The sequence below is a fragment of the Pseudomonas sp. MRSN 12121 genome, from assembly GCF_000931465.1.
In the GTDB taxonomy this organism is placed as follows: Bacteria; Pseudomonadota; Gammaproteobacteria; order Pseudomonadales; family Pseudomonadaceae; genus Aquipseudomonas.
This window is the reverse complement of the sequence record NZ_CP010892.1, coordinates 668,596-688,024: the sequence shown is the minus strand read 5'-3', so window position 1 is coordinate 688,024 and position 19,429 is coordinate 668,596. Positions and strand designations below refer to the sequence as shown.

Here is a 19,429-nt window from a genome sequence, read left to right as displayed (position 1 = left end):
GCCATGACCTATGCCATCCGCGATGCCGTGCACGCCGACCTGCCGGCGATCCGCGACATCTACAACGACGCCGTGCTCAATACCACCGCGATCTGGAACGAACAGCCCGTGGACCTGGGCAACCGCCAGGCCTGGTTCAGCGCCCGGCAGGCCCAGGGCTATCCGATCCTGGTGGCGGTCGACGCCGGGCAGAGCGTGCTCGGCTATGCCTCGTTCGGCGACTGGCGGCCCTTCGAAGGCTTTCGCCATACCGTCGAGCACTCGGTGTATATCCGCAGCGACCAGCGCGGCAACGGCCTGGGCCCGCAACTGATGCGCGCGTTGATCGAACGGGCCGGCCACTGCGCCAAGCACGTGATGGTCGCCGCCATCGAAAGCGGCAATGGCGCCTCGATCCGCCTGCACGAACGCCTGGGGTTCGTCACCACCGGACAGATGCCGCAGGTGGGCACCAAGTTCGGCCGCTGGCTGGACCTGACCTTCATGCAACTGACCCTCGATCCGGGGGCGCCACCGCCCTCCACCCACCCAGAGAACTAGTGATGAACACTGCCCATTTGCGTCGAGTCCATGCGGAGAGCTTTGCCCATTATCGTCAGGGCTTGATTGATCTGTTGTTCGACGCCGTGGGTCACGGCGCCTCGATCGGTTTCATGGCCGACCTCGACCAGGAACAGGCCAGCGCCTACGTCAACGGCGTGCAGGCCAGCATCGCCGACGGCAGCCTGCTGCTGTGGGTGGTGGTGCAGGACGAGGTGGTCCTGGCCAGCGTGCAACTGGCCCTGTGCCAGAAGCCCAACGGCCTCAACCGCGCCGAGGTGCAGAAGCTGCAAGTGCGCCACGACGCCCGCCGCCGCGGCATGGGCCAGCAATTGATGAACGCCGTGGAACACGCGGCGCGCCAGCATAAGCGCGGCCTGCTGTACCTGGACACCGAGGCCGGCTCCGACGCCGAGGCCTTCTACAGCGCCCTGGGTTATACCCGGGTCGGCGAATTGCCGAACTATTGCCAAAGCCCGGACGGCAGCTACAGCCCGACCGCCATTTACTTCAAGACTCTGGGGCAACCCGTATGATTCCAGGCCAATACCAGATCCAGCCCGGCGACATCGAACTCAACGCCGGCCGCCGCACCCTCAGCCTGAGCGTCGCCAACAGCGGCGACCGACCGATCCAGGTGGGCTCGCACTATCACTTTTTCGAAACCAACGACGCCCTGAGCTTCGACCGCGCCGCCAGCCGTGGCATGCGCCTGAATATCCCGGCCGGCACCGCCGTGCGCTTCGAGCCGGGCCAGACCCGCGAAGTGGAACTGGTGGAGCTGGCCGGGCATCGCCGGGTGTTCGGCTTTGCCGGGCGGGTGATGGGCGACCTTTAAGGTGCATTGCCTGTTCTGACGCCATCGCGGGCAAGCCTCGCTCCTACGGGATCGCGCTGTATGTGTAGGAGCGAGCTTGCCCGCGATAGCGAGCTACGCGAGCGGTCTCAAATCCAATTGAATCCCAGGGCCAGTACATGAAGATTTCAAGACAAGCCTACGCCGACATGTTCGGCCCCACCGTCGGCGACAAGGTGCGCCTGGCCGATACCGAGCTGTGGATCGAGGTCGAGAAGGACTTCACCACCTATGGCGAAGAAGTGAAGTTCGGCGGCGGCAAGGTGATCCGCGACGGCATGGGCCAGGGCCAGCTGCTGGCGGCCGAGGTGGTCGACACCCTGATCACCAATGCCCTGATCATCGATCACTGGGGCATCGTCAAAGCCGACGTCGGCCTCAAGGACGGGCGCGTCAAAGCCATCGGCAAGGCCGGCAACCCGGATATCCAGCCGGACGTGACCATCGCCATCGGCGCCAGCACCGAAGTGATCGCCGGCGAGGGCATGATCCTCACCGCGGGCGGCATCGACACCCACATCCACTTCATCTGCCCGCAGCAGATCGAGGAGGCGCTGGCGAGCGGCGTCACCACCATGATCGGCGGCGGTACGGGGCCCGCCACCGGCACCAACGCCACCACCTGCACCTCGGGGCCCTGGCACATGGCGCGCATGCTCCAGGCGGCAGACGCCTTCCCAATGAACATCGGCTTCACCGGCAAGGGCAACGCCAGCCTGCCGGAGCCGCTGATCGAGCAGGTCAGGGCCGGGGCCATCGGCCTCAAGCTGCATGAAGACTGGGGCAGCACCCCGGCCAGCATCGACAACTGCCTGAGCGTCGCCGACCAGTACGACGTGCAGGTGGCGATCCACACCGACACCCTCAACGAGTCCGGCTTCGTCGAAACCACCCTCGGCGCCTTCAAGGGCCGCACCATCCACACCTATCACACCGAAGGCGCCGGCGGCGGCCACGCCCCGGACATCATCAAGGCCTGCGGCCTGCCCAACGTGCTGCCCAGCTCGACCAACCCGACCCGGCCATTCACCCACAACACCATCGACGAACACCTGGACATGCTGATGGTCTGCCATCACCTCGATCCGAGCATCGCCGAGGACGTGGCCTTCGCCGAAAGCCGCATCCGCCGCGAAACCATCGCCGCCGAAGACATTCTCCACGACCTCGGCGCCTTCTCGATGATCAGCTCCGACAGCCAGGCCATGGGCCGGGTCGGCGAGGTCATCACGCGCACCTGGCAGACCGCCGACAAGATGCACCGCCAGCGCGGCCCGCTGCCGGGCGACGGCGCCGGCAACAGCAACTTCCGGGTCAAGCGCTACATCGCCAAATACACCATCAACCCGGCGATCACCCACGGCATCAGCCACGAAGTGGGCTCCATCGAGATCGGCAAATGGGCCGACCTGGTGCTCTGGCGCCCGGCGTTCTTCGGGGTCAAGCCGACCCTGATCCTCAAGGGCGGCGCCATCGCCACCAGCCTGATGGGCGACGCCAACGCGTCGATCCCGACGCCGCAGCCGGTGCATTACCGGCCGATGTTCGCCAGTTACGGCGGCAGCCGCCACGCCACCAGCCTGACCTTTATCAGCCAGGCCGCGCTGGAAGCCGGGGTGCCGCAGCAACTGGGGCTGAAAAAGCAGATCGCGGTGGTCAAGGGCTGTCGCGACGTGCAAAAGACCGACCTGATCCACAACGATTACCTGCCGAACATCGAGGTCGACCCGCAGACCTACCAGGTCAAGGCCGACGGCGTGCTGCTGTGGTGCGAACCGGCGCAGGTGCTGCCGATGGCACAACGCTACTTCCTCTTCTAGCCCCCCCCCCGCTGGTGGCGGGCGCCCGGCCTGGGCGTCCGCCGGTCAAGAAATCCCGCTGCCGCGGCGTGTCGAAACGCCGAAGTACGACTAAAATCGAAACGCCTTTCCTTCTTCCTTTCTCTTGCCGCCTGAAAAGGTCCCTGGCCATGCGTCTACCCGACTTTATCGTGCAACAGGTCGATCACATCGTCGACGAATGGGAGCGGTTCGCCAGGTCCATCGCCCCGCAGGCCAACGCCCTGAGCCACCTGCAACTGCGCGATCACGCAAAATCCATCCTGCTCGCCGCCGCGCGCGACATGCAGAGCGCCCAGACCGACAGCGAGCAGGCGGCCAAGTCCCGGGGCCAGGCACCGGAGAAAAGCTCAAGCCTGGATACGGCCGCCGCCAGCCATGGCGAATTGCGCCATAACGTGGGTTTCAACCTGGTACAGACCACCTCGGAATTCCGCCACCTGCGCGCCTGTGTGATCCGCCTCTGGCTGGCCGAACTGGGGTCGCCGGACATCGTGCATTTCCAGGACCTGATCCGCTTCAACGAAGCCATCGACGAGGCGATGACCGAATCCACCACGGCCTATGCCGAACAGGTCGACCGCTCGCGGGATATCTTCCTGGCGATTCTCGGCCACGACCTGCGGGCGCCCTTGCAGGCGGTGAGCATGTCCACCGAGTTGCTGGCGCGCAAAGTCGCGCTGGACGCCGACGCGCAGGTCTACGTATCGCGGATCCAGAGCGGCTCCCGGCATATGACGACGATGGTCGGCGACCTGCTGGAGTTCGTGCGCAGCCGCCTGGGCAGCGGCCTGCCCATCGAGCCGGCGCCGATGGACATGGCCAGCGCCGCCAAAGCGGCCCTCGACGAAGCCTGCGCCGGCCGGCCGGGCAGTACGCCCAAGCTCAGCGTGCAAGGCGCCAGCCATGGCATCTGGGATCGCCGGCGCATCGAACAGATGTTGCAGAACCTGATCGGCAACGCCCTGCAACACGGTGGCGACAATCGCACAGTGACCGTGGCCATCATTGGCGGTGCCGAGCAGGTACGGCTGACCATCCACAACCAGGGTCAGCCGATTCCCAAGGAGGCGCTGAACACGCTGTTCGATCCGTTGGTGCGCAGCTCCGGCGAAGAGTCCAGTGGGTCGCCCACCAGCCTGGGGTTGGGCCTGTTCATCGTCAAGGAAGTGGTCAATGCCCACCAGGGCAGCATCGAGGTCAGCTCCAGCGACGTCGAAGGCACCACTTTCACCGTAATCCTGCCCCGCGTGTCCCGCGTCGAATCGCTGTAGGAGCGAAGCGTGCTCGCGATGAACGATAACGCGGTGTGCAGGCGCAAACGCGGTGTTCCTATCGCGGGCAAGCCTCGCTCCTACAGGCTTGGTCAATCGGCCAGCAGGCGCCCCAGGCGTTGCCTGAGCATCTGGTTTTCGTTGCGCAGCTCGCGGACTTCGTCGAGCAGTTCCAGCGCCAGGGCGACGCCTTCCCACTCCAGTTCCAGGTCATGCCGCAACTTGGCGGCGCGCTTGGCCACCGCCAGTTCGTAGTCGGTAAAGCGCCAGTCCCGGGGCGCCGAGCCATGGGGATCGAGGATCCCGTGCTCGACGATTTCGATCACATAGGCAGCCGGCAGATCGGCCACCTCGCAGAACTCTTCCATATCCAGCTGAACGATCAGGGTGCTCATGGTCGGCGACTCCTCTGTTTCAGGTCAGATGTTTCAGGTCAGGCGTGGTCGCGGATCAGAAATTCTCCCGCGGGTCGAAGGCGGCTTTCTTCGCCAGCTCCTGCCAGAGCGCCTTGACGTCCTCGCCGGACGCCTTGGGCATCACGGCCTTGAGTTGCACGAACAGATAACCGCGCTGCCCGGCCTTGTTCGGCAGGCCGTGGCCCTTGGCGCGCATGCGCTGGCCGTTCTGGCTGCCGGCCGGCACCTTGAGGTTGATCTTGCCGGTGAGCGTCGGCACCGCGACCTCGGTGCCCAGCGCCAGCTCCCAGGGCGCCAGCGGCAAGGTGATGATCAGGTTCTCGCCCTCGATATCGAACTTCGGATGAGGCGCGAAACGAATGGTCAGGTACAGGTCGCCGTTGGCCCCGCCGCCGACGCCCGGCGCGCCCTGGCCCTTGAGGCGGATCCGCTCGCCGTCGGCGACGCCCGCCGGGATCTTCACGTTCAGGCTCTTGCTGGTGTTGCTGACGTGCTGGCCCGCGGCGTTGTACTGCGGCACCTGGAAGCTGACCTTCTTCGACTCGGTCGACAGGGTCTCTTCCAGGAAGATCGGTAATTCCATTTCCACGTCCTGCCCCCGGCGCCCGGCGCTGCGAGATTGTCCACCGCCGAAACCCGGCCCGCGATTGCCGAAGATCGAACTGAAGAAGTCCGAAAAGTCGCCGCCATTGCCAAAGCCGCCCGCGTCCGCGCGGCCCTTCCAGCCCGGCGGGCCCTGGAACGGCTGGCCGTGCTGGCCATAGCGCCGCAGATCGTCGTACTCGGCCCGCTTGTCCGCGCTCTTGAGCGCCTCATAGGCTTCCGACGCATCCTTGAACTTGGCTTCGGCGTCTTTTTCCTTGCTGACATCCGGGTGGTACTTGCGCGCCAGCTTGCGATAGGCGGCCTTGATCGCCTTGTCGTCCGCCGTCGGCTCCACCCCGAGAATCTTGTAATAGTCTTTGAAGTCCATCTAAGGATCACCATCCGTTATCAATAGCGCGCGGCGTGACGTACAGCATGCACCCTGGATCAGCGCCCGGGCTGACCGATCTCAATACTTGTGACTCACGCGGCGCGGCAGAAGTTTATCGGCAGCTGGCGGCGGTTCTTGCGACCGCCCGATGGCTGCCCGGCCCATGCCTGCAAGTTTGGGGTGAAGAATAGTCTTTCAAGGCTGCCGGGTTTCTATTTAGCGGATAACCGGCCTTCGATTCTGCGAACGACTGGCATACACTGCGCGGCCGTTTTTTAACCGGAACTCGAAAGACATGAAAAACGCATCTGCGGCCCGTGCCTGCGGCATCGACTTCGGCACGTCCAACTCCACCGTCGGCTGGCTGCGCCCCGGCATGGAAACGCTGATTGCGCTGGAAGACGACAAGATCACCCTGCCCTCGGTGGTCTTCTTCAACCTCGAGGAACGCCGTCCGGTATACGGCCGCCTGGCGCTGCACGAGTACCTGGAAGGCTACGAAGGCCGGCTGATGCGCTCGCTGAAAAGCCTGCTGGGCTCCAAGCTGATCAAGCACGACACCAGCGTGCTGGGCACGGCGATGCCTTTCAAGGACCTGCTGGGCCTGTTCATCGGCCAGCTCAAGAGCCGCGCCGAAACCGCCGCCGGCCGCGAGTTCGAGGAAGTGGTGCTGGGCCGCCCGGTGTTTTTCGTCGACGACGACGCCGCGGCCGACCAGGAAGCCCAAGACACCCTGGCCGAAGTGGCGCGCAAGCTGGGCTTCAAGGAAGTGTCGTTCCAATACGAGCCGATCGCCGCGGCCTTCGACTACGAGTCGACCCTGGAGCGCGAAGAGCTGGTGCTGATCGTCGACATCGGCGGCGGTACCTCGGACTTCTCCCTGGTGCGCCTGTCGCCCGAGCGCCGTGGCCTGGACAACCGCCACGAGGACATCCTCGCCACCGGCGGCGTGCACATCGGCGGGACCGACTTCGACAAACAGCTCTCGCTGGCCGGCCTGATGCCGCTGTTCGGCTACGGCAGCCGGATGAAGAGCGGTGCCTACATGCCCACCAGCACCCACATGAACCTGGCGACCTGGCACACCATCAACTCGGTGTATTCGCAGAAGTCCCAGCTGGCCCTGGGCAGCATGCGCTACGACATCGAGGACACCGGCGGCATCGACCGCCTGTTCAAGCTGATCGAGCAACGCGCCGGGCACTGGCTGGCCATGGAAGTGGAGCAGACCAAGATCGAGCTGACCCACGCCGACAACCGCGTGGTGCCCCTGGACCGGATCGAGGCGGGCCTTGACGTCGACCTGAGCCGCGCGCTGTTCGAGTCGTCCATCGACAACCTGCTGGAGCGCATCCGCGACAGCGTCACCCAGTTGCTGGGCACGGCCAGCGTCGGCGTCGACCAGGTCGATACGGTGTTCTTCACCGGCGGTTCCAGCGGCATCCCGGCGCTGCGCCAGAGCGTGGCGGCCATGCTGCCCAACGCCCGTCACGTCGAAGGCAATATCTTCGGCAGCATCGGCAGCGGGTTGGCGATCGAAGCGAAGAAGCGTTACGGCTGATCAAGAATAGCGGCGCGTCCATCGCGGGCAAGCCTCGCTCCTACATGTAGGAGCGAGCGGGCGGCGATCCGGCTTGCCCGCGATAGCGTCAGCTCGGTCCGCCTAGGTCAGACCAACCCCGCCAGCTTCAATTCGCTCTTCAGGTAGGCGTAGTAGATCGGCCCGGCCACCACCCCCGGCAGGCCGAACGCCGCCTCGAACACCAGCATCGCCAGCAGCAGCTCCCAGGACTTGGCACTGATCTGCCCACCGACGATCCGCGCGTTGAGGAAGTATTCCAGCTTGTGGATGAAGATCAGGTAGCCCAGCGCCGCCGCGGCCACCCAGATCGACAGCGACAACCCGACGATGGTGATCAGGGTGTTGGAGATCAGGTTGCCGATCACCGGCAACAGCCCCAGCAGGAACGTCAGCACGATCAGGGTCTTGGTCAGCGGCAGCTTGACGCCGAACAGCGGCAGGATCAGCGCGAGGAAGATCCCGGTGAAAAAGGTGTTAAGCAGGGAAATCTTGATCTGCGCGAACACGATGTTGCGAAAGGCCTGGACCAGCAGGTGCAGGCGGTCGAACAGCGCGGCCGCCAGCGGCTTGCGCTTGGTCAGGTCGGGCACGCGCTGCAAGGCGATGATCGCCCCCAGCACCATGCCGATCAGCAGCGTCACGAAGGTGTGCGCCGCGTCCTTGCCCACCAGTTGCAGATCGCTCAGGTGCTTGCTGGCCCAGGCACCGATGGCCACTTGGAACTCCGCCGCGCTGGCCGGCAGATAGGAGTCGAGGAACGGCGGCAACTGGCCCCGCGCCTTGTCCACTACCGTCATGAACTTGTCCAGGGAAGCGCCCGGGTTTTCCGCTTCGTGCAGCAGGAAGCTGATGGCGCCGGCGAACAGCAGCGTCAGCACGCTGACCACCAGGGTGCCGAGCAGGGCGACCGCCAGCCAGCGCGCCCGCCGCCCTTCGATCAGGCGCTGCAATTGCGGGGTGAGCATGTTGACCAGCTCGAACACCAGCAAGCCCGCGAGCAGGCTGGGCAACAAGCGCAGGGGAATCAGCAGCAACAGGCCGCCGAAAATGATCACCCAACTGATCAACAACAGGTGACGCTGAGAAAACGTTGGCATACAGCCTCAAGACAAACAGCGTGAAAGGATTGGCAGTCTGCCAGCGTTGCAAGGGTGTGGCGAGGCCGGCAGGCGCGAGTTGGCTGGCGATCAAGATACAGGGTGTGTCGGACTGGCCGCCGCCACCGGATCGAGAGCCCCCCGCGCCTGCGAGGGAGACGCTTATTGCTTCTTCAGGCAGGTGCTCATGAAGGTCTTGCGCTCATCGCCCTTGAGCGCCTTGGTGGTAGCGTCGGCGTTGCAGGTCTTCATTTTTTCCTGTTGCGTGGCGGGCACGGCGGCCGCGGCAGGAGTGGCCTTGAGGCAGGTGCTCATGAACGCCTTGCGCTCATCGCCCTTGAGGGTCTTGGCGGTGGCTTCGGCGTTGCACGACTTCATCTTGTCCTGCTGGGCCTGTTGGGCCGCCGTGGCGGCAAATCCTTGGGAGCAGAGCAGCAGACCGACCATCAACAACGGGATACGCAGCATCTTCATGGAGTTTTCTCCTTGTTACCGTACCGACGGGCACGGCCTCCAACGCAGTGTAGACAAACCCTGTTACAGCTTCACCTGTTCCGTAGGCTGGTCCGCCGGTATTGCTCGGGGGTGCAACCGGCCTGGCGCTGGAACATCGCGATGAACGCCGAGGCGGTGCTGTAGCCCATGTCGAAGGCCACTTCCTGGATGCTCCGCGGGCTGTCCAGCGCTTCGATGGAAGCCAGGAAACGCAGGCGCTGGCGCCACTCGCCGAAGCTCATACCCAGCTCGCGCACGAACTGCCGCGCCAGGGTGCGTTCGCTGACATGGATCTGCCGGGCCCAGTCGGCCAGCGCGCGGTTATCCCCCGGCGCGGCCTGCAACGCTTCCAGCACCCCGAGCAGGGCCGGGCTGCTGGCGTAGGGCAGGTAGCCGTGATGCACCGGCGCCTGCCGCAGTTGATCGAGCATCACCTGGGCCAGGCGACTGTCGCTCTCCTGCTCGGGGATCTGCACGTCGCGCGCGGCGAAGTCCTTGAGGATCGCCTTGAGGATGTCGCTGATGGCCAGGGTGCAGGCTTGCGCGGGCAGCGCCCGGCACAGTTCCGGGGCCAGGCACACGGCGCGGTACACGATCGGCTGCGGGCTGTAGAAGCTATGCTCGGTGTCCGGCGGGATCCAGATGGCGTACTGCGGCGGCGCCATGAAACGCTGGCCGGCGATCTCCATGTGCATCACGCCGTGGGCCGAGTACTCCAGGCAGCCCCAGGGGTGACGGTGTTCCAGCGCATGGCTGTGGGCGTCGAAATCGGCGTAGCGAAAATACACCGGCGCCGGCAGGCCGCTGAAGGGCAGCAGGTCGATGTGTTTTTTGCTCATGCTGTCCGGATCCAGGGGCGGGTTGTCTGGATCGAAGTATAGGCGTGGATCCAGACAGTGGATAATCCCCCTTCATCAACGTTCTGGTTGTCCTCATGCAATACGCTTATCCGTTACTGGCCATCTTTATCTGGGCTGGCAATACCGTGATCAACAAGCTGGCGGTCGGCGCGATCTTCCCCGCGGAAATCGGTTTCTATCGCTGGCTGCTGGCCGGTCTGCTGTTTACCCCGTTCTTGCTCAAGGCGGTGGTGGCCCACTGGGCGGTGATCCGCCCGAATCTGGGCAAGATCTTCATCCTCGGCGTGCTGGGCATGGCGGTGTACCAGAGCCTGGCCTACTTCGCCGCGACCCTGACCTCGGCCACCAACATGGGCATCATCCTTTCGCTGATGCCGCTGATGTCGCTGGCCATGGCGATCGCCAGCCTCGGCCAGCGCCTGACCGCCGGGGCCCTGGTGGGGGCGCTGCTGTCGTTCGCCGGGGTGCTGGTGGTGGTGTCGTCCGGCAGCCTCGGCGCCTTGCTGGAGCACGGCGTGAACCTGGGCGACGCGATGATGCTGGTCGCCACCCTGGCCTACGCCATCTACAGCACCCTGCTGAAGAAATGGCAGCTGCGCCTGCCGCCGCTGGTGCTGCTGTACCTGCAGGTGCTGGTGGCCGTGGTGGTGCTGTTGCCACTGTTCCTGGCCTCGCCGAAAACCGGCCTGACCCTGCACAACATCCCCCTGGTGCTCTATGCCTGCCTGCTGGCCTCGATGCTCGCGCCGCTGGCGTGGATGCAGGCGGTGGTACGCCTGGGGCCGAGCCGCACCACCCTGTTCTTCAACCTGCTGCCGTTGATCACCGCACTGATCGCCGCCGTGGTGCTGCATGAACAGCTGGCGCTGTATCACCTGGTGGGCGGGGTGCTGACCCTGGGTGGGGTGATTCTGTCGGAGCGCTGGACCAGGGTGTTGGGGCGTAAGGTCAGCGTTGCCTGATCGATGGTCATCGCGGGCAAGCCTCGCTCCTACGAAGGGGTATCGGTATGCCCGCTGGCTACACCCCGGCCGCCTTTAACCGTCGCGCATGCTCGACGAACAGGCGGATTGGCTCGGCGCCCCGGCCCACCAGCCCCAGGGACTGGTTGACGATATCGAAGTGGTCGAGGGGGTAGTCGTCGCCGATCACCGTGCCCAGGTGCGAGCTGTAGCGACCGACCATGCCGTCGCACTGCCCGGCCTCGCGGACGAAGCTTCTGGCGAACAGCCGGCAGCTGCGGTTGGTGCCGTCGAACAGGTTGCGCCCACGGTTGGTCTTGCCCGGCTGCAAGGTGCCGGACCAGGAGTAGTAGCGCACCCCGCCGACCTCCTCCGGCCCCTGCCCGCCCCAGGTGGACGGCAGGCCCTGGGGATACTGGCGGTTGAACAGCGCCACGCCCTCGCTGGTCAGCGAACGGTGCGAGGCATGGATATCCGCCGGCAGTCGCGGCCCGCGATAACCGGTGTCCAGCCAACGCATCAGTACCGCCAGCCCACGCAGCAGCAGGCTCAGCAGGCGCCCGCGCAGGGTGTCGATGGAGTGATGGCGCTCGATATAGTCGGCCAGTTCGGAGCCATGGTTGGGGCCGGCCACCGAGGTTACCGAGGCCACCCACTCCGGCCGCTTGGCCGCCGCGTAGCGGGCCGTGAGCGCGCCCTGGCTGTGGCCGATCAGGTTGACCTTGTCCGCGCCGGTTTCGCGCCGTATCTCGGCGATCCGCGCCAGCAGTTGTTCGCCGCGGACCTCGCTGCTGTGCAGCGGCGAGACCTGCACCGCGATCACCGTTGCGCCGCCGCGACGCAACGCCGCCTCGATGCCGAACCAGTAGGAATACACCACCAGCCGGACAAACCCGAGCATGCCGGGGACCAGGACCAGCGGGTAACGCGTGGCAAGCTCTTGGGACATGGGAACATCCTTGTGATCGGGCCGGTGCCGGGAAACAGCCAAGGCTGGATGCAAGTCAGCCAGAAGCATCGACAGCCAAGATGACAGCTTAGCGACCCTTTCATGACATTCACCGGCGCCGACTCTCCCTGCCCCACCCGTAGGAGCGAAGCTTGCTCGCGATGGGCCGCGCAGCGGCCCCCAAACCCGACGCAGTTCTACCGAGAGACATTCGTCGTCTGCACAGCCGCCATCGCGAGCAAGCTTCGCTCCTACAGGGGATTCAGATTGCCCGCCAGGCTATTTCAACCCCGCCACCCCGGCCACGATCAGCCCCACCGACACCAGCTTGACCAGGGTCAGGCTCTCGCCGAGCAAGGCAAAACCGAGAAACACCGTGCCCAGGGAGCCGATGGCGGTCCAGATCGGATAGGCGATGCTCACCGGCAGCTCACGCATCGCCAGGGTCAGGAAGTAGATGCCGCCCACCGCGGCCACCACCGTCAGCAGCGACGGCCACAGGCGGGTGAAACCCTCGGCGTACTTCATGCCCATGGCGAAGGTAACCTCGAAGGCCGCGGCGACCAGCAGGAATAACCAGGCCATGTTGCCTCCTCAGAAGGTCCGCGCCAGGGTCAGCAAGCGTTGCTCGGCCTCGGCGCAAGACACCTGGAAGGTGCGCTCGGCGGATTCCTCGCCTTCGGCCGCGACCACCGTCACATCGTCGATGCCGATAAACCCCAGCGCCGTGCGTAACCAGGGGTCGGCATGGTTCATGGCCTCCAGCTCGCCACCGGGGCCAAAGCCGAAGCCGCCGCGACTGGTGACGATCAGCGCTTTCTTGCCCAGGACCAGCGGCTGGTACTGGGCGATGCCGTTGTCCTGGACTGTGTTGAAGGTCAGGCCCAGGCGCACGATCTGGTCGACCCAGGCCTTGAGGCCACTGGGCACGCTGAAGTTGTACATCGGCGCCGAGATCACCAGCAGGTCGTGTGCCAGTAACTCCGCCACCAGCTCGTCGCTCAGGGCCAGGTCGGCTTGCATCGACAGCGGCCGGGCCTCGGGTTCGGGATAGAACGCCGCGGCGACAAAGGCTTCGCTGACGTGGGGCAGCGAGGCCCGGCCGACTTCCCGACGGGTCAGTTGGCCCTGCGGATTGGCCTCGCCCCAGGCCTGGAGAAAGCGCTCGGCGAGCCGCCGCGAATGGGAGCGCTCGCCACGGGGGCTGCCATGTACTGCTAGAATTCTGCTCATCTGTCCTTCCTCATCCGGGATTAGCCGCGGAAAGCCCGCAAAGGCCTCCCTGGTGAGGAGCAAAGCTAGTGACGGCGCTGCCGTGGAACAAATGAGCAATAGTTGATCAGGGTGAATTCATTTCATCCATAAGGTGCCCCTTATGTTTGCCAATCTGCCGCTGACCGCCTTGCGCGCCTTCGAATCCGCCTCGCGCTTGCTGAGCTTCAAGGCCGCCGCCGAAGAACTGTCGGTGACCCCGACCGCGATTTCCCACCAGATCCGCACCCTGGAAAGCTGGCTCGGCGTACCGCTGTTCGAACGCCTGCCGCGCCAGGTACGCCTGACCGAGTGTGGCGAACGCCTGTTCCACAGCCTGCATGGCGCCTTGCTCGACGTGGCGCAGAGCGTCGACAGCCTGCGCCCGCAACGCAGCGGCGCCAACCTGATGCTCTCCACCACGCCGGCCTTCGCCGCGCTGTGGCTGGTGCCGCGCCTGGGGCGTTTTTATGCCCGCCACCCGACCATCAACCTGCGCCTGGACACCAACTGCGCCGTCATCGACCTGCATCAGGACGCAAGCGTCGACCTGGTGATCCGCTACAGCCTGGACGACTACCCGAGCCTCTACGGACTGTGCCTGTTCGACGAGTGCTTCGCGGTGTATGGCTCGCCCGAACAGGTGGCCCAGGCCCACCAGCACACCCCAACGCTGATCAGCGTGCGCTGGCACAACTCCCAGCTCTATGCCCATGGCTGGCAAGCCTGGTGCGACAAGGCCGGGGAAAGCTGGATGGGCGAGCAGCCGGTGTTTCGCGAGTACGACGAAGAACACTACGCCCTGCAGGCGGCCATCGCCGGCCAGGGCCTGGTGCTGGCGAGCAACATCCTGGTTTCGGAAAGCGTGGGCAGCGGCCTGCTGGTGCCGTACCGCCCGGACGTCCACGTCGACGGTGCCGGCTACAGCGCGCTGTGCGTGCCGGGGCGCGAACGGCACCCGCCGGTGCGGGCGTTCTTCCAGTGGTTGCGCGAAGAAGCCGAGGCGGCCGGGCATCCGCTGCTCGCCGCAGGTTGACCTGTAGGAGCGAGGCTTGCCCGCGATAAAGGCGCCGCGGCTATGCAGGCACACCGCGTCAGCATTCATCGCGAGCAATCGAGCGTCGACCGGCCGCTCCTACAGAAAGGCAGCGGCGGTTAGCGGGTCGGCTTGACCGTCACCGGCGCCTTGCCCGAGCGCATCTGTTCGAGCAGCGGCGCGCACTGGTTCGGCTCGTCGCCGCTGGGCGCCACCAGCGCCAGCAGCCCGGCCGCCGGGCCGGCGATCACGCCCAACGCCACCATGCCGGCGCCGCGCAACATCAGCGGCACCGCCTTGACCCCGGCGGACGGCTTGATGAACTTGCCCTGTACATAGAGCGGCGAACGCAGGGAGAACAAGCGCAGGCCCTTGGATTCCGGGGTGATGGTCAGGTCCAGTTGCTCGCTGGCCATGTTCGCCGTGCCGTCGATGTAGATGATCGCGTTCTCGGTGTCGAACACGAACAGGCGGCTGGTGGCCAGGCCGGTCTTGATCCCGAAGTCGGCGGCGGCGCAGTTGATCTTCACTTCCTTGTCGCCAAACATCTTGCCGACCACATAGTTGCCGACGTTGAGCCCGGCGATCTCCATCAGGCTGCGGCTGATGGCGCCATCGTTGATCAGCATCTTCAGGTCGCCATTGGCACTGCCCAGAAGGGCCGCCACCGAATTGCCGCGCCCGGCGATATCGGCGTCGCCATTGAGTTCGCCGAAGCTGGTTTTCATCGGTTCGAAGGTCGGGAACAGCTGCTTGAGCTTGAAGTTGCGCGCGGTCAGCCGGGCCCGGCCTTCCAGCGGCGTGGTCTGGCCATTGAGGCGGATCTGCGCGTCCAGCTTGCCGCCGGCCACGCCGAAGCGCAGTGGCTCCAGGCTCAGGCGACCGTCGTCGAGCACCAGGTGGGTGTACAGGTCGGTAAACGGCAGCTCCGCGCTGTGGACGATGCGCTTGCCGGTGAATTCGACGTCGGCGTCCATGTCGCGCCAGCGCTCGGTGCGGAACTCTTCCACCGGCAGCACCTTGTCCGCCGGTTGCTTGCTGTCGCCGCCGCGGGCTTTCTGCTCGGCGTTGGAATCGGCGCCGATCAGCGGCGCCAGGTCGCTGAACAGCAGCTGGTTGGACACCAGGGCACCGCTCAGCTTGGGCCGAGGCTGGCTGGCGACGTAGCTTAGGTTGCCGTGGATATCGCTGTCGCCGATCTTGCCGTTGAAGTCCTGGTAGCTGAAGGTCGCCCCGGCCGGATCGCGCAATTGCGCGGTCAGGTGGCCATCGGTGGCGTAGGCCGGCGAATCCGGCAGGGTCACGCCGGTCAGCGGGTAGAGATTGCCCAGGCTGGTGCCGGCCAGCTTCATGCGCAGGTCTAGCGCGCCGAGGTTGAGCGGGTCGGTCAGGGTGCCTGCCAGCTCGACGCGGGTATCGCCGATCTTCGCCTGGACCTGCAGCGGGAACGGCTTGGCCGCATCCTGCAGCGCCAGCAGGCCGCCGATCTTGCCGGACCCGGCGAGCGCCTGGCCGTGGTATTGCCCCTTGGCCTTGAAGGCAAAGGCATAGGATTGCGGCGCGGCGCCCTTCTCCTCGGCTTTCTTCGCCGCCTTGTCGCCGACGATGTCGCTGAACGGAATCGGCTTGCCCAGCGGGTCGATCAACAGGTCGAGGCGGGTCTTCAGGCTCTGGTCGTTGAGGGTCACATGCCCTTTGTCGAAACCGATGGCGCCGATGTCCACCACCCAGCTGGACGGCTCGGCCTGCGGGTCGGCGGGATCGAACTGGAAAGTCCAGTTGGCGCGACCGTCCGCCAGGCGCTCCAGGGCGGCGTTCGGCTCGGTGAGGTCGATGCGCGGAATGCGCACCCGCTGTGCCAGCAGGGCCAGGGGCGAAATGCGCAGCTCGACGCGCTTGAGGCTGACCATCTGCGGCGTCTTCGACCATTCGGGATTGCCTAAGGTCAGGTCTTCGGCCACCACATGAGGCCACGGCACCCAGGCGCGCCAGCCGCCTTCGTCGGGCTCGCGCTGCCAGAGCACCGCCAGGTTGCCGTTGATGGCGAAGGGACGATGCAATTCTTCGGAGACTTTGGCATTGAGTGGCGGCTTGATCCGGTTCCAGTCGAAGAACGCGATGATCAGTACCAGTACCGCCAGCAGCAGGAAAAGGCTGCCGGCCGTCCAGGCGAAAATTTTACGAGTGCGCGTCATTGCACGGGGCTCCTGACTACTACCGGGCGCCTGGATGGCGACGCCCTTGTGAACTGCCGGGGTTGAAATCCCCGGTCATGGAAACTACGACTGGCAAACGGCCCTCAGGTTTAACCCAAACCCGCGAATCGGCTGCAATAGCACGATTTTTTTTGACCGAAGCGCCAGGTTGGCGTTACCCCCAGCGCCCCTTCGCAAGGCGCAAGTGGGTCGAAAATACCCACCGCGGTGCACGCGCCGCTGTTCGGAAAGGCCCGATCTAGAGCCTCGGAGCAGAACAATCAATTCTATTGATTATTACCATTGTAGTTATGAACTTTTATATCGATTTATCGCGCGTAACATTGGCTCCGTACCCACTTTATCGCCCTCCCAAGGAGCAACCCATCATGAAACGCCAATTACTGCTCAGCCTGACCCTCTCGATTCTGGCAGCCAACGCTTTTGCCCTGCCAGCCGCCGAACAGGCTACCCCACAAGTCAAATCCAGCACCTCGGTATTCTCCCAGACCCTGGCTTCCGACGGCAGCGACCGCACTCCACAAGGCCAGACCCTGGCAGCAGACGGTAGCGACCGCACCCCACAAGGCCAGACCCTGGCTTCCGACGGCAGCGACCGCACCCCACAAGGCCAGACCCTGGCGGCAGACGGCAGCGACCGCACCCCACAAGGCCAAACCCTGGCATCCGACGGTAGCGACCGTACCCCACAAGGCCAGACCCTGGCGGCAGACGGTTTCGATCGCACTCCCCTGGGCGAAGCAGTAGCCGAAGGCGGCCGTGATCGCCTGGAAGAGAAAGGTCTGGTTTAAGACGGCAACGACCGTTTGGCCCAATGCAACCCAGCTGTGAGTCAAGCCTATGATGCCTTTACCGAAAAGCCCGGTCCCTGGATCGGGCTTTGTTTTTGCCTGATACCCGCCCCTTCGCGGTCAGCGCCGCTCCAGGCCCATGCCCTCGGGTTCGACGCCGGCAAAGTTGATTTGCTAGAGTGCGCCGCTCTCTCTTGATCAGAAAATCCGCCAGCCGATGCTGCCTCGCGCCGAACAGAAACAACAGACCCGCCACGCGCTGATGGACGCTGCCCGCCACCTGATGGAATGCGGCCGCGGCTTCGGCAGCCTGAGCCTGCGCGAAGTAGCGAAGACCGCCGGCATCGTACCGACCGGGTTCTACCGCCATTTCGCCGACATGGACCAGCTCGGCCTGGAACTGGTCAGCGAAGTCGGCCAGACCTTCCGCGAGACCATCCGCCTGGTGCGCCACAACGAATTCGTCATGGGCGGCATCATCGACGCCTCGGTGCGAATCTTCCTCGATGTGGTGGCGGCCAACCGTTCGCAGTTCCTGTTTCTCGCCCGCGAGCAGTACGGCGGCTCGCTGCCGGTGCGCCAGGCGATCGCCCACCTGCGGGAAAACATCAGCGCCGACCTCGCGGCCGACCTGACCCTGATGCCCAAGCTGCAACACCTGAACATCGCCGACCTGACGGTGATGGCCGACCTGATCGTGAAGAGTGTGTTCGCCACCTTGCCGGACATCATCGACCCGCCCGCCCAGGCCCTGCCCGAGCACCTCACGCCCCAGGCGAAAATCACCCAGCAGCTGCGCTTCATCTTTATCGGCCTCAAGCACTGGCAGGGGCTGGGCAGCACGGAATGAGCCGGCCGCACCGCTGATACGCCACACCGAATAAATCGCCAACCGCTCTGGCCCGCACTGGAGCGGCGCTTTGCCGCGCATCAAAAAAACGCACGACGCACCAAGTCAGTGCTATAAATCAGCGCACCCCCTGTATTTGTAACAAAATAAAACAGCGGTTTTGCCCCATTTTCAGGCACTTCCCAGCTGTTTCCGATCGGACCGGGCGATTGGCAAGGCACTTGCTCTACCCCTGCATCGCTCATAGCTGGAAGCCGTCCAATGCTGGTGATTCATCGCAGAATCGAGCCGCAACCCGAGTGGGCCGCCGAGTTGCACCTGACCTACGAAGCCCGCAGCAAAAGCCGCCTGCGCTGTTTCAGTGCCGATGGCGAAGACGTCGGGTTGTTTCTGGAGCGTGGCCAGCCGCCGCTGCACGACGGCGAATGCCTGCAAGCCGAAGACGGCCGGATCGTGAAGGTCTGCGCCCGCCCGGAAACCCTGTTGCATGTCACCTGCCGCAATGCCTTTGAGTTGACCCGCGCCGCCTACCACCTGGGCAACCGCCATGTCGCCCTGCAAATCGGCGACAGCTGGCTGCGGCTGCTCGACGACTATGTGCTCAAGGCCATGCTCGAACAGCTCGGTGCCAGCGCCATCACCCTCGAGGCCCCGTTCCAGCCGGAACACGGTGCCTATGGCGGCGGCCATCACCACTCCCGCCATGGCGACGAAGACTTCAACTATCCGCCGCGCCTGCATCAGTTCGGCGTCCGCCCATGAACCCGGCCTGGGCCCTGCTGCGCCTGGCCAGCCCGCAGCTGCCGATTGGCGGCTACAGCTATTCCCAGGGCCTGGAAATGGCCGTGGAGCAAGCCACGGTCCATGACCCGCACAGCGCCCGACGCTGGATCGGCGATCAACTGTTGCTAAACCTGGCGCGCTTCGAGGCGCCGCTGTTGCTGGCCCACTGCCAGGCGGCCGCGGACGAGGACTGGCCAGGCCTGCTGCAACGCTGCGCAGAACACCGCGCCAGCCGCGAAACCCGCGAGCTGCACCAGGAAAGCCGGCAGATGGGCTATTCCCTGCAACAACTGCTGAACGGCCTGCCGGAGCTGGATGCGCCAGCCCGGGCCTTTCTCGCCACCATCGCCGAACCGCATCTGGCCCTGGGCTGGGCGCTGGCCGCGCGCGCCTGGCGGATCAGCCCGCAGGATGCCCTGGCCGCCTGGCTGTGGAGCTGGCTGGAAAACCAGCTGGCCGTGCTGATGAAAACCCTGCCCCTGGGGCAGCAGGCCGCGCAGCGTCTGACCAGCGAGCTGCTGCCGTTGTTGCAGCAGGCCCAGCACGATGCCGCGAACCTCGACCCCGAACACTACGGCAGCGCCGCCTTCGGCCTGTCCCTGGTGTGCATGGCCCACGAGCGCCAGTACAGCCGTCTGTTCCGTTCATAAATCCTTT

21 protein-coding genes are annotated in these 19,429 nt (G+C 65.1%); 12 read left to right on the top strand and 9 right to left on the bottom strand.

Annotated features, from left to right (window positions below; translation table 11 throughout):
• The first annotated feature begins 3 nt into the window (after positions 1-3).
• The 5 genes from TO66_RS03015 to TO66_RS02995 all read left to right on the top strand — a co-directional run bounded on the left by TO66_RS03015 (position 4) and on the right by TO66_RS02995 (position 4,508).
• Positions 4-540 (top strand): GNAT family N-acetyltransferase, encoded by a 537-nt coding sequence (locus tag TO66_RS03015; RefSeq protein ID WP_044460932.1) that lies wholly within the window; start codon positions 4-6, stop codon positions 538-540.
• Between the two features lie 2 nt (positions 541-542).
• Positions 543-1,076 carry an N-acetyltransferase gene (locus TO66_RS03010; RefSeq protein ID WP_044460931.1) on the top strand — a complete coding sequence of 178 codons (534 nt, stop codon included), beginning with the start codon at positions 543-545 and terminating at the stop codon, positions 1,074-1,076.
• Positions 1,073-1,378, top strand: coding sequence for an urease subunit beta (locus TO66_RS03005; protein ID WP_044460930.1), 306 nt, complete (start codon positions 1,073-1,075; stop codon positions 1,376-1,378). The genes TO66_RS03010 and TO66_RS03005 overlap by 4 nt, the downstream gene beginning before the upstream one ends.
• A 137-nt stretch (positions 1,379-1,515) precedes the next feature.
• A complete protein-coding gene (gene ureC, locus TO66_RS03000; protein WP_044460929.1) occupies positions 1,516-3,216 on the top strand; it encodes an urease subunit alpha in 1,701 nt (566 codons plus the stop codon).
• A 149-nt stretch (positions 3,217-3,365) separates the two neighbouring features.
• Entirely contained in the window at positions 3,366-4,508 is a 1,143-nt protein-coding gene (locus tag TO66_RS02995; RefSeq protein WP_044460928.1) for a sensor histidine kinase KdpD, read from the top strand.
• Positions 4,509-4,600: 92 nt separating this feature from the next.
• On the opposite strand, the gene TO66_RS02990 is transcribed toward TO66_RS02995, so the two are convergent.
• Complete coding sequence (locus TO66_RS02990) at positions 4,601-4,903, bottom strand: chaperone modulator CbpM (RefSeq protein WP_044460927.1); 303 nt, start codon at positions 4,901-4,903, stop codon at positions 4,601-4,603.
• Positions 4,904-4,958: 55 nt separating this feature from the next.
• Complete coding sequence (locus TO66_RS02985; RefSeq protein ID WP_044460926.1) at positions 4,959-5,897, bottom strand: DnaJ C-terminal domain-containing protein; 939 nt, start codon at positions 5,895-5,897, stop codon at positions 4,959-4,961.
• Between the two features lie 298 nt (positions 5,898-6,195).
• On the opposite strand from TO66_RS02985, the gene TO66_RS02980 reads away from it, so the two are divergent.
• A complete protein-coding gene (locus TO66_RS02980) occupies positions 6,196-7,461 on the top strand; it encodes an Hsp70 family protein (protein WP_044460925.1) in 1,266 nt (421 codons plus the stop codon).
• Positions 7,462-7,568: 107 nt separating this feature from the next.
• Here the strand turns inward: TO66_RS02980 and TO66_RS02975 are convergent, their stop codons facing one another.
• The 3 genes from TO66_RS02975 to TO66_RS02965 all read right to left on the bottom strand — a co-directional run bounded on the left by TO66_RS02975 (position 7,569) and on the right by TO66_RS02965 (position 9,913).
• Positions 7,569-8,579, bottom strand: a complete 1,011-nt coding sequence (locus TO66_RS02975; protein WP_044460924.1) for an AI-2E family transporter — start codon at positions 8,577-8,579, stop codon at positions 7,569-7,571.
• Positions 8,580-8,741: 162 nt separating this feature from the next.
• Complete coding sequence (locus TO66_RS02970) at positions 8,742-9,053, bottom strand: PsiF family protein (RefSeq protein ID WP_044460923.1); 312 nt, start codon at positions 9,051-9,053, stop codon at positions 8,742-8,744.
• A gap of 71 nt (positions 9,054-9,124) precedes the next feature.
• Positions 9,125-9,913 (bottom strand): helix-turn-helix transcriptional regulator, encoded by a 789-nt coding sequence (locus TO66_RS02965; RefSeq protein ID WP_044460922.1) that lies wholly within the window; start codon positions 9,911-9,913, stop codon positions 9,125-9,127.
• Positions 9,914-10,008: 95 nt separating this feature from the next.
• On the opposite strand from TO66_RS02965, the gene TO66_RS02960 reads away from it, so the two are divergent.
• Complete coding sequence (locus TO66_RS02960; protein ID WP_044460921.1) at positions 10,009-10,896, top strand: DMT family transporter; 888 nt, start codon at positions 10,009-10,011, stop codon at positions 10,894-10,896.
• A 58-nt stretch (positions 10,897-10,954) separates the two neighbouring features.
• Here the strand turns inward: TO66_RS02960 and TO66_RS02955 are convergent, their stop codons facing one another.
• The 3 genes from TO66_RS02955 to TO66_RS02945 all read right to left on the bottom strand — a co-directional run bounded on the left by TO66_RS02955 (position 10,955) and on the right by TO66_RS02945 (position 13,078).
• The gene (locus TO66_RS02955; RefSeq protein ID WP_044460920.1) at positions 10,955-11,845 is read right to left on the bottom strand and encodes a triacylglycerol lipase; all 891 of its coding nucleotides are present in this window, start codon (positions 11,843-11,845) and stop codon (positions 10,955-10,957) included.
• Between the two features lie 279 nt (positions 11,846-12,124).
• Entirely contained in the window at positions 12,125-12,430 is a 306-nt protein-coding gene (locus TO66_RS02950; protein ID WP_044460919.1) for a multidrug efflux SMR transporter, read from the bottom strand.
• Between the two features lie 9 nt (positions 12,431-12,439).
• Entirely contained in the window at positions 12,440-13,078 is a 639-nt protein-coding gene (locus TO66_RS02945; protein ID WP_044460918.1) for an FMN-dependent NADH-azoreductase, read from the bottom strand.
• Between the two features lie 142 nt (positions 13,079-13,220).
• Here TO66_RS02945 and TO66_RS02940 point away from each other — a divergent pair, with 142 nt between their 5' ends.
• Positions 13,221-14,132, top strand: a complete 912-nt coding sequence (locus TO66_RS02940) for a LysR substrate-binding domain-containing protein (RefSeq protein ID WP_044460917.1) — start codon at positions 13,221-13,223, stop codon at positions 14,130-14,132.
• Between the two features lie 119 nt (positions 14,133-14,251).
• On the opposite strand, the gene TO66_RS02935 is transcribed toward TO66_RS02940, so the two are convergent.
• On the bottom strand, positions 14,252-16,327 hold the full coding sequence (locus TO66_RS02935) for an AsmA family protein (protein WP_044460916.1): 2,076 nt from the start codon (positions 16,325-16,327) through the stop codon (positions 14,252-14,254).
• 389 nt (positions 16,328-16,716) lie between these two features.
• Between TO66_RS02935 and TO66_RS02930 the strand changes: the two genes are divergently transcribed.
• The 4 genes from TO66_RS02930 to TO66_RS02915 all read left to right on the top strand — a co-directional run bounded on the left by TO66_RS02930 (position 16,717) and on the right by TO66_RS02915 (position 19,422).
• Entirely contained in the window at positions 16,717-17,139 is a 423-nt protein-coding gene (locus TO66_RS02930; protein ID WP_044460915.1) for a hypothetical protein, read from the top strand.
• A 217-nt stretch (positions 17,140-17,356) separates the two neighbouring features.
• Entirely contained in the window at positions 17,357-17,989 is a 633-nt protein-coding gene (locus TO66_RS02925) for a TetR family transcriptional regulator (RefSeq protein ID WP_044460914.1), read from the top strand.
• Positions 17,990-18,250: 261 nt separating this feature from the next.
• Positions 18,251-18,751 carry an urease accessory protein UreE gene (ureE, locus tag TO66_RS02920; RefSeq protein ID WP_044460913.1) on the top strand — a complete coding sequence of 167 codons (501 nt, stop codon included), beginning with the start codon at positions 18,251-18,253 and terminating at the stop codon, positions 18,749-18,751.
• Positions 18,748-19,422, top strand: coding sequence for an urease accessory protein UreF (locus TO66_RS02915; RefSeq protein WP_044460912.1), 675 nt, complete (start codon positions 18,748-18,750; stop codon positions 19,420-19,422). Before ureE ends, TO66_RS02915 begins: the two co-directional genes overlap by 4 nt.
• Positions 19,423-19,429: the final 7 nt, after the last annotated feature.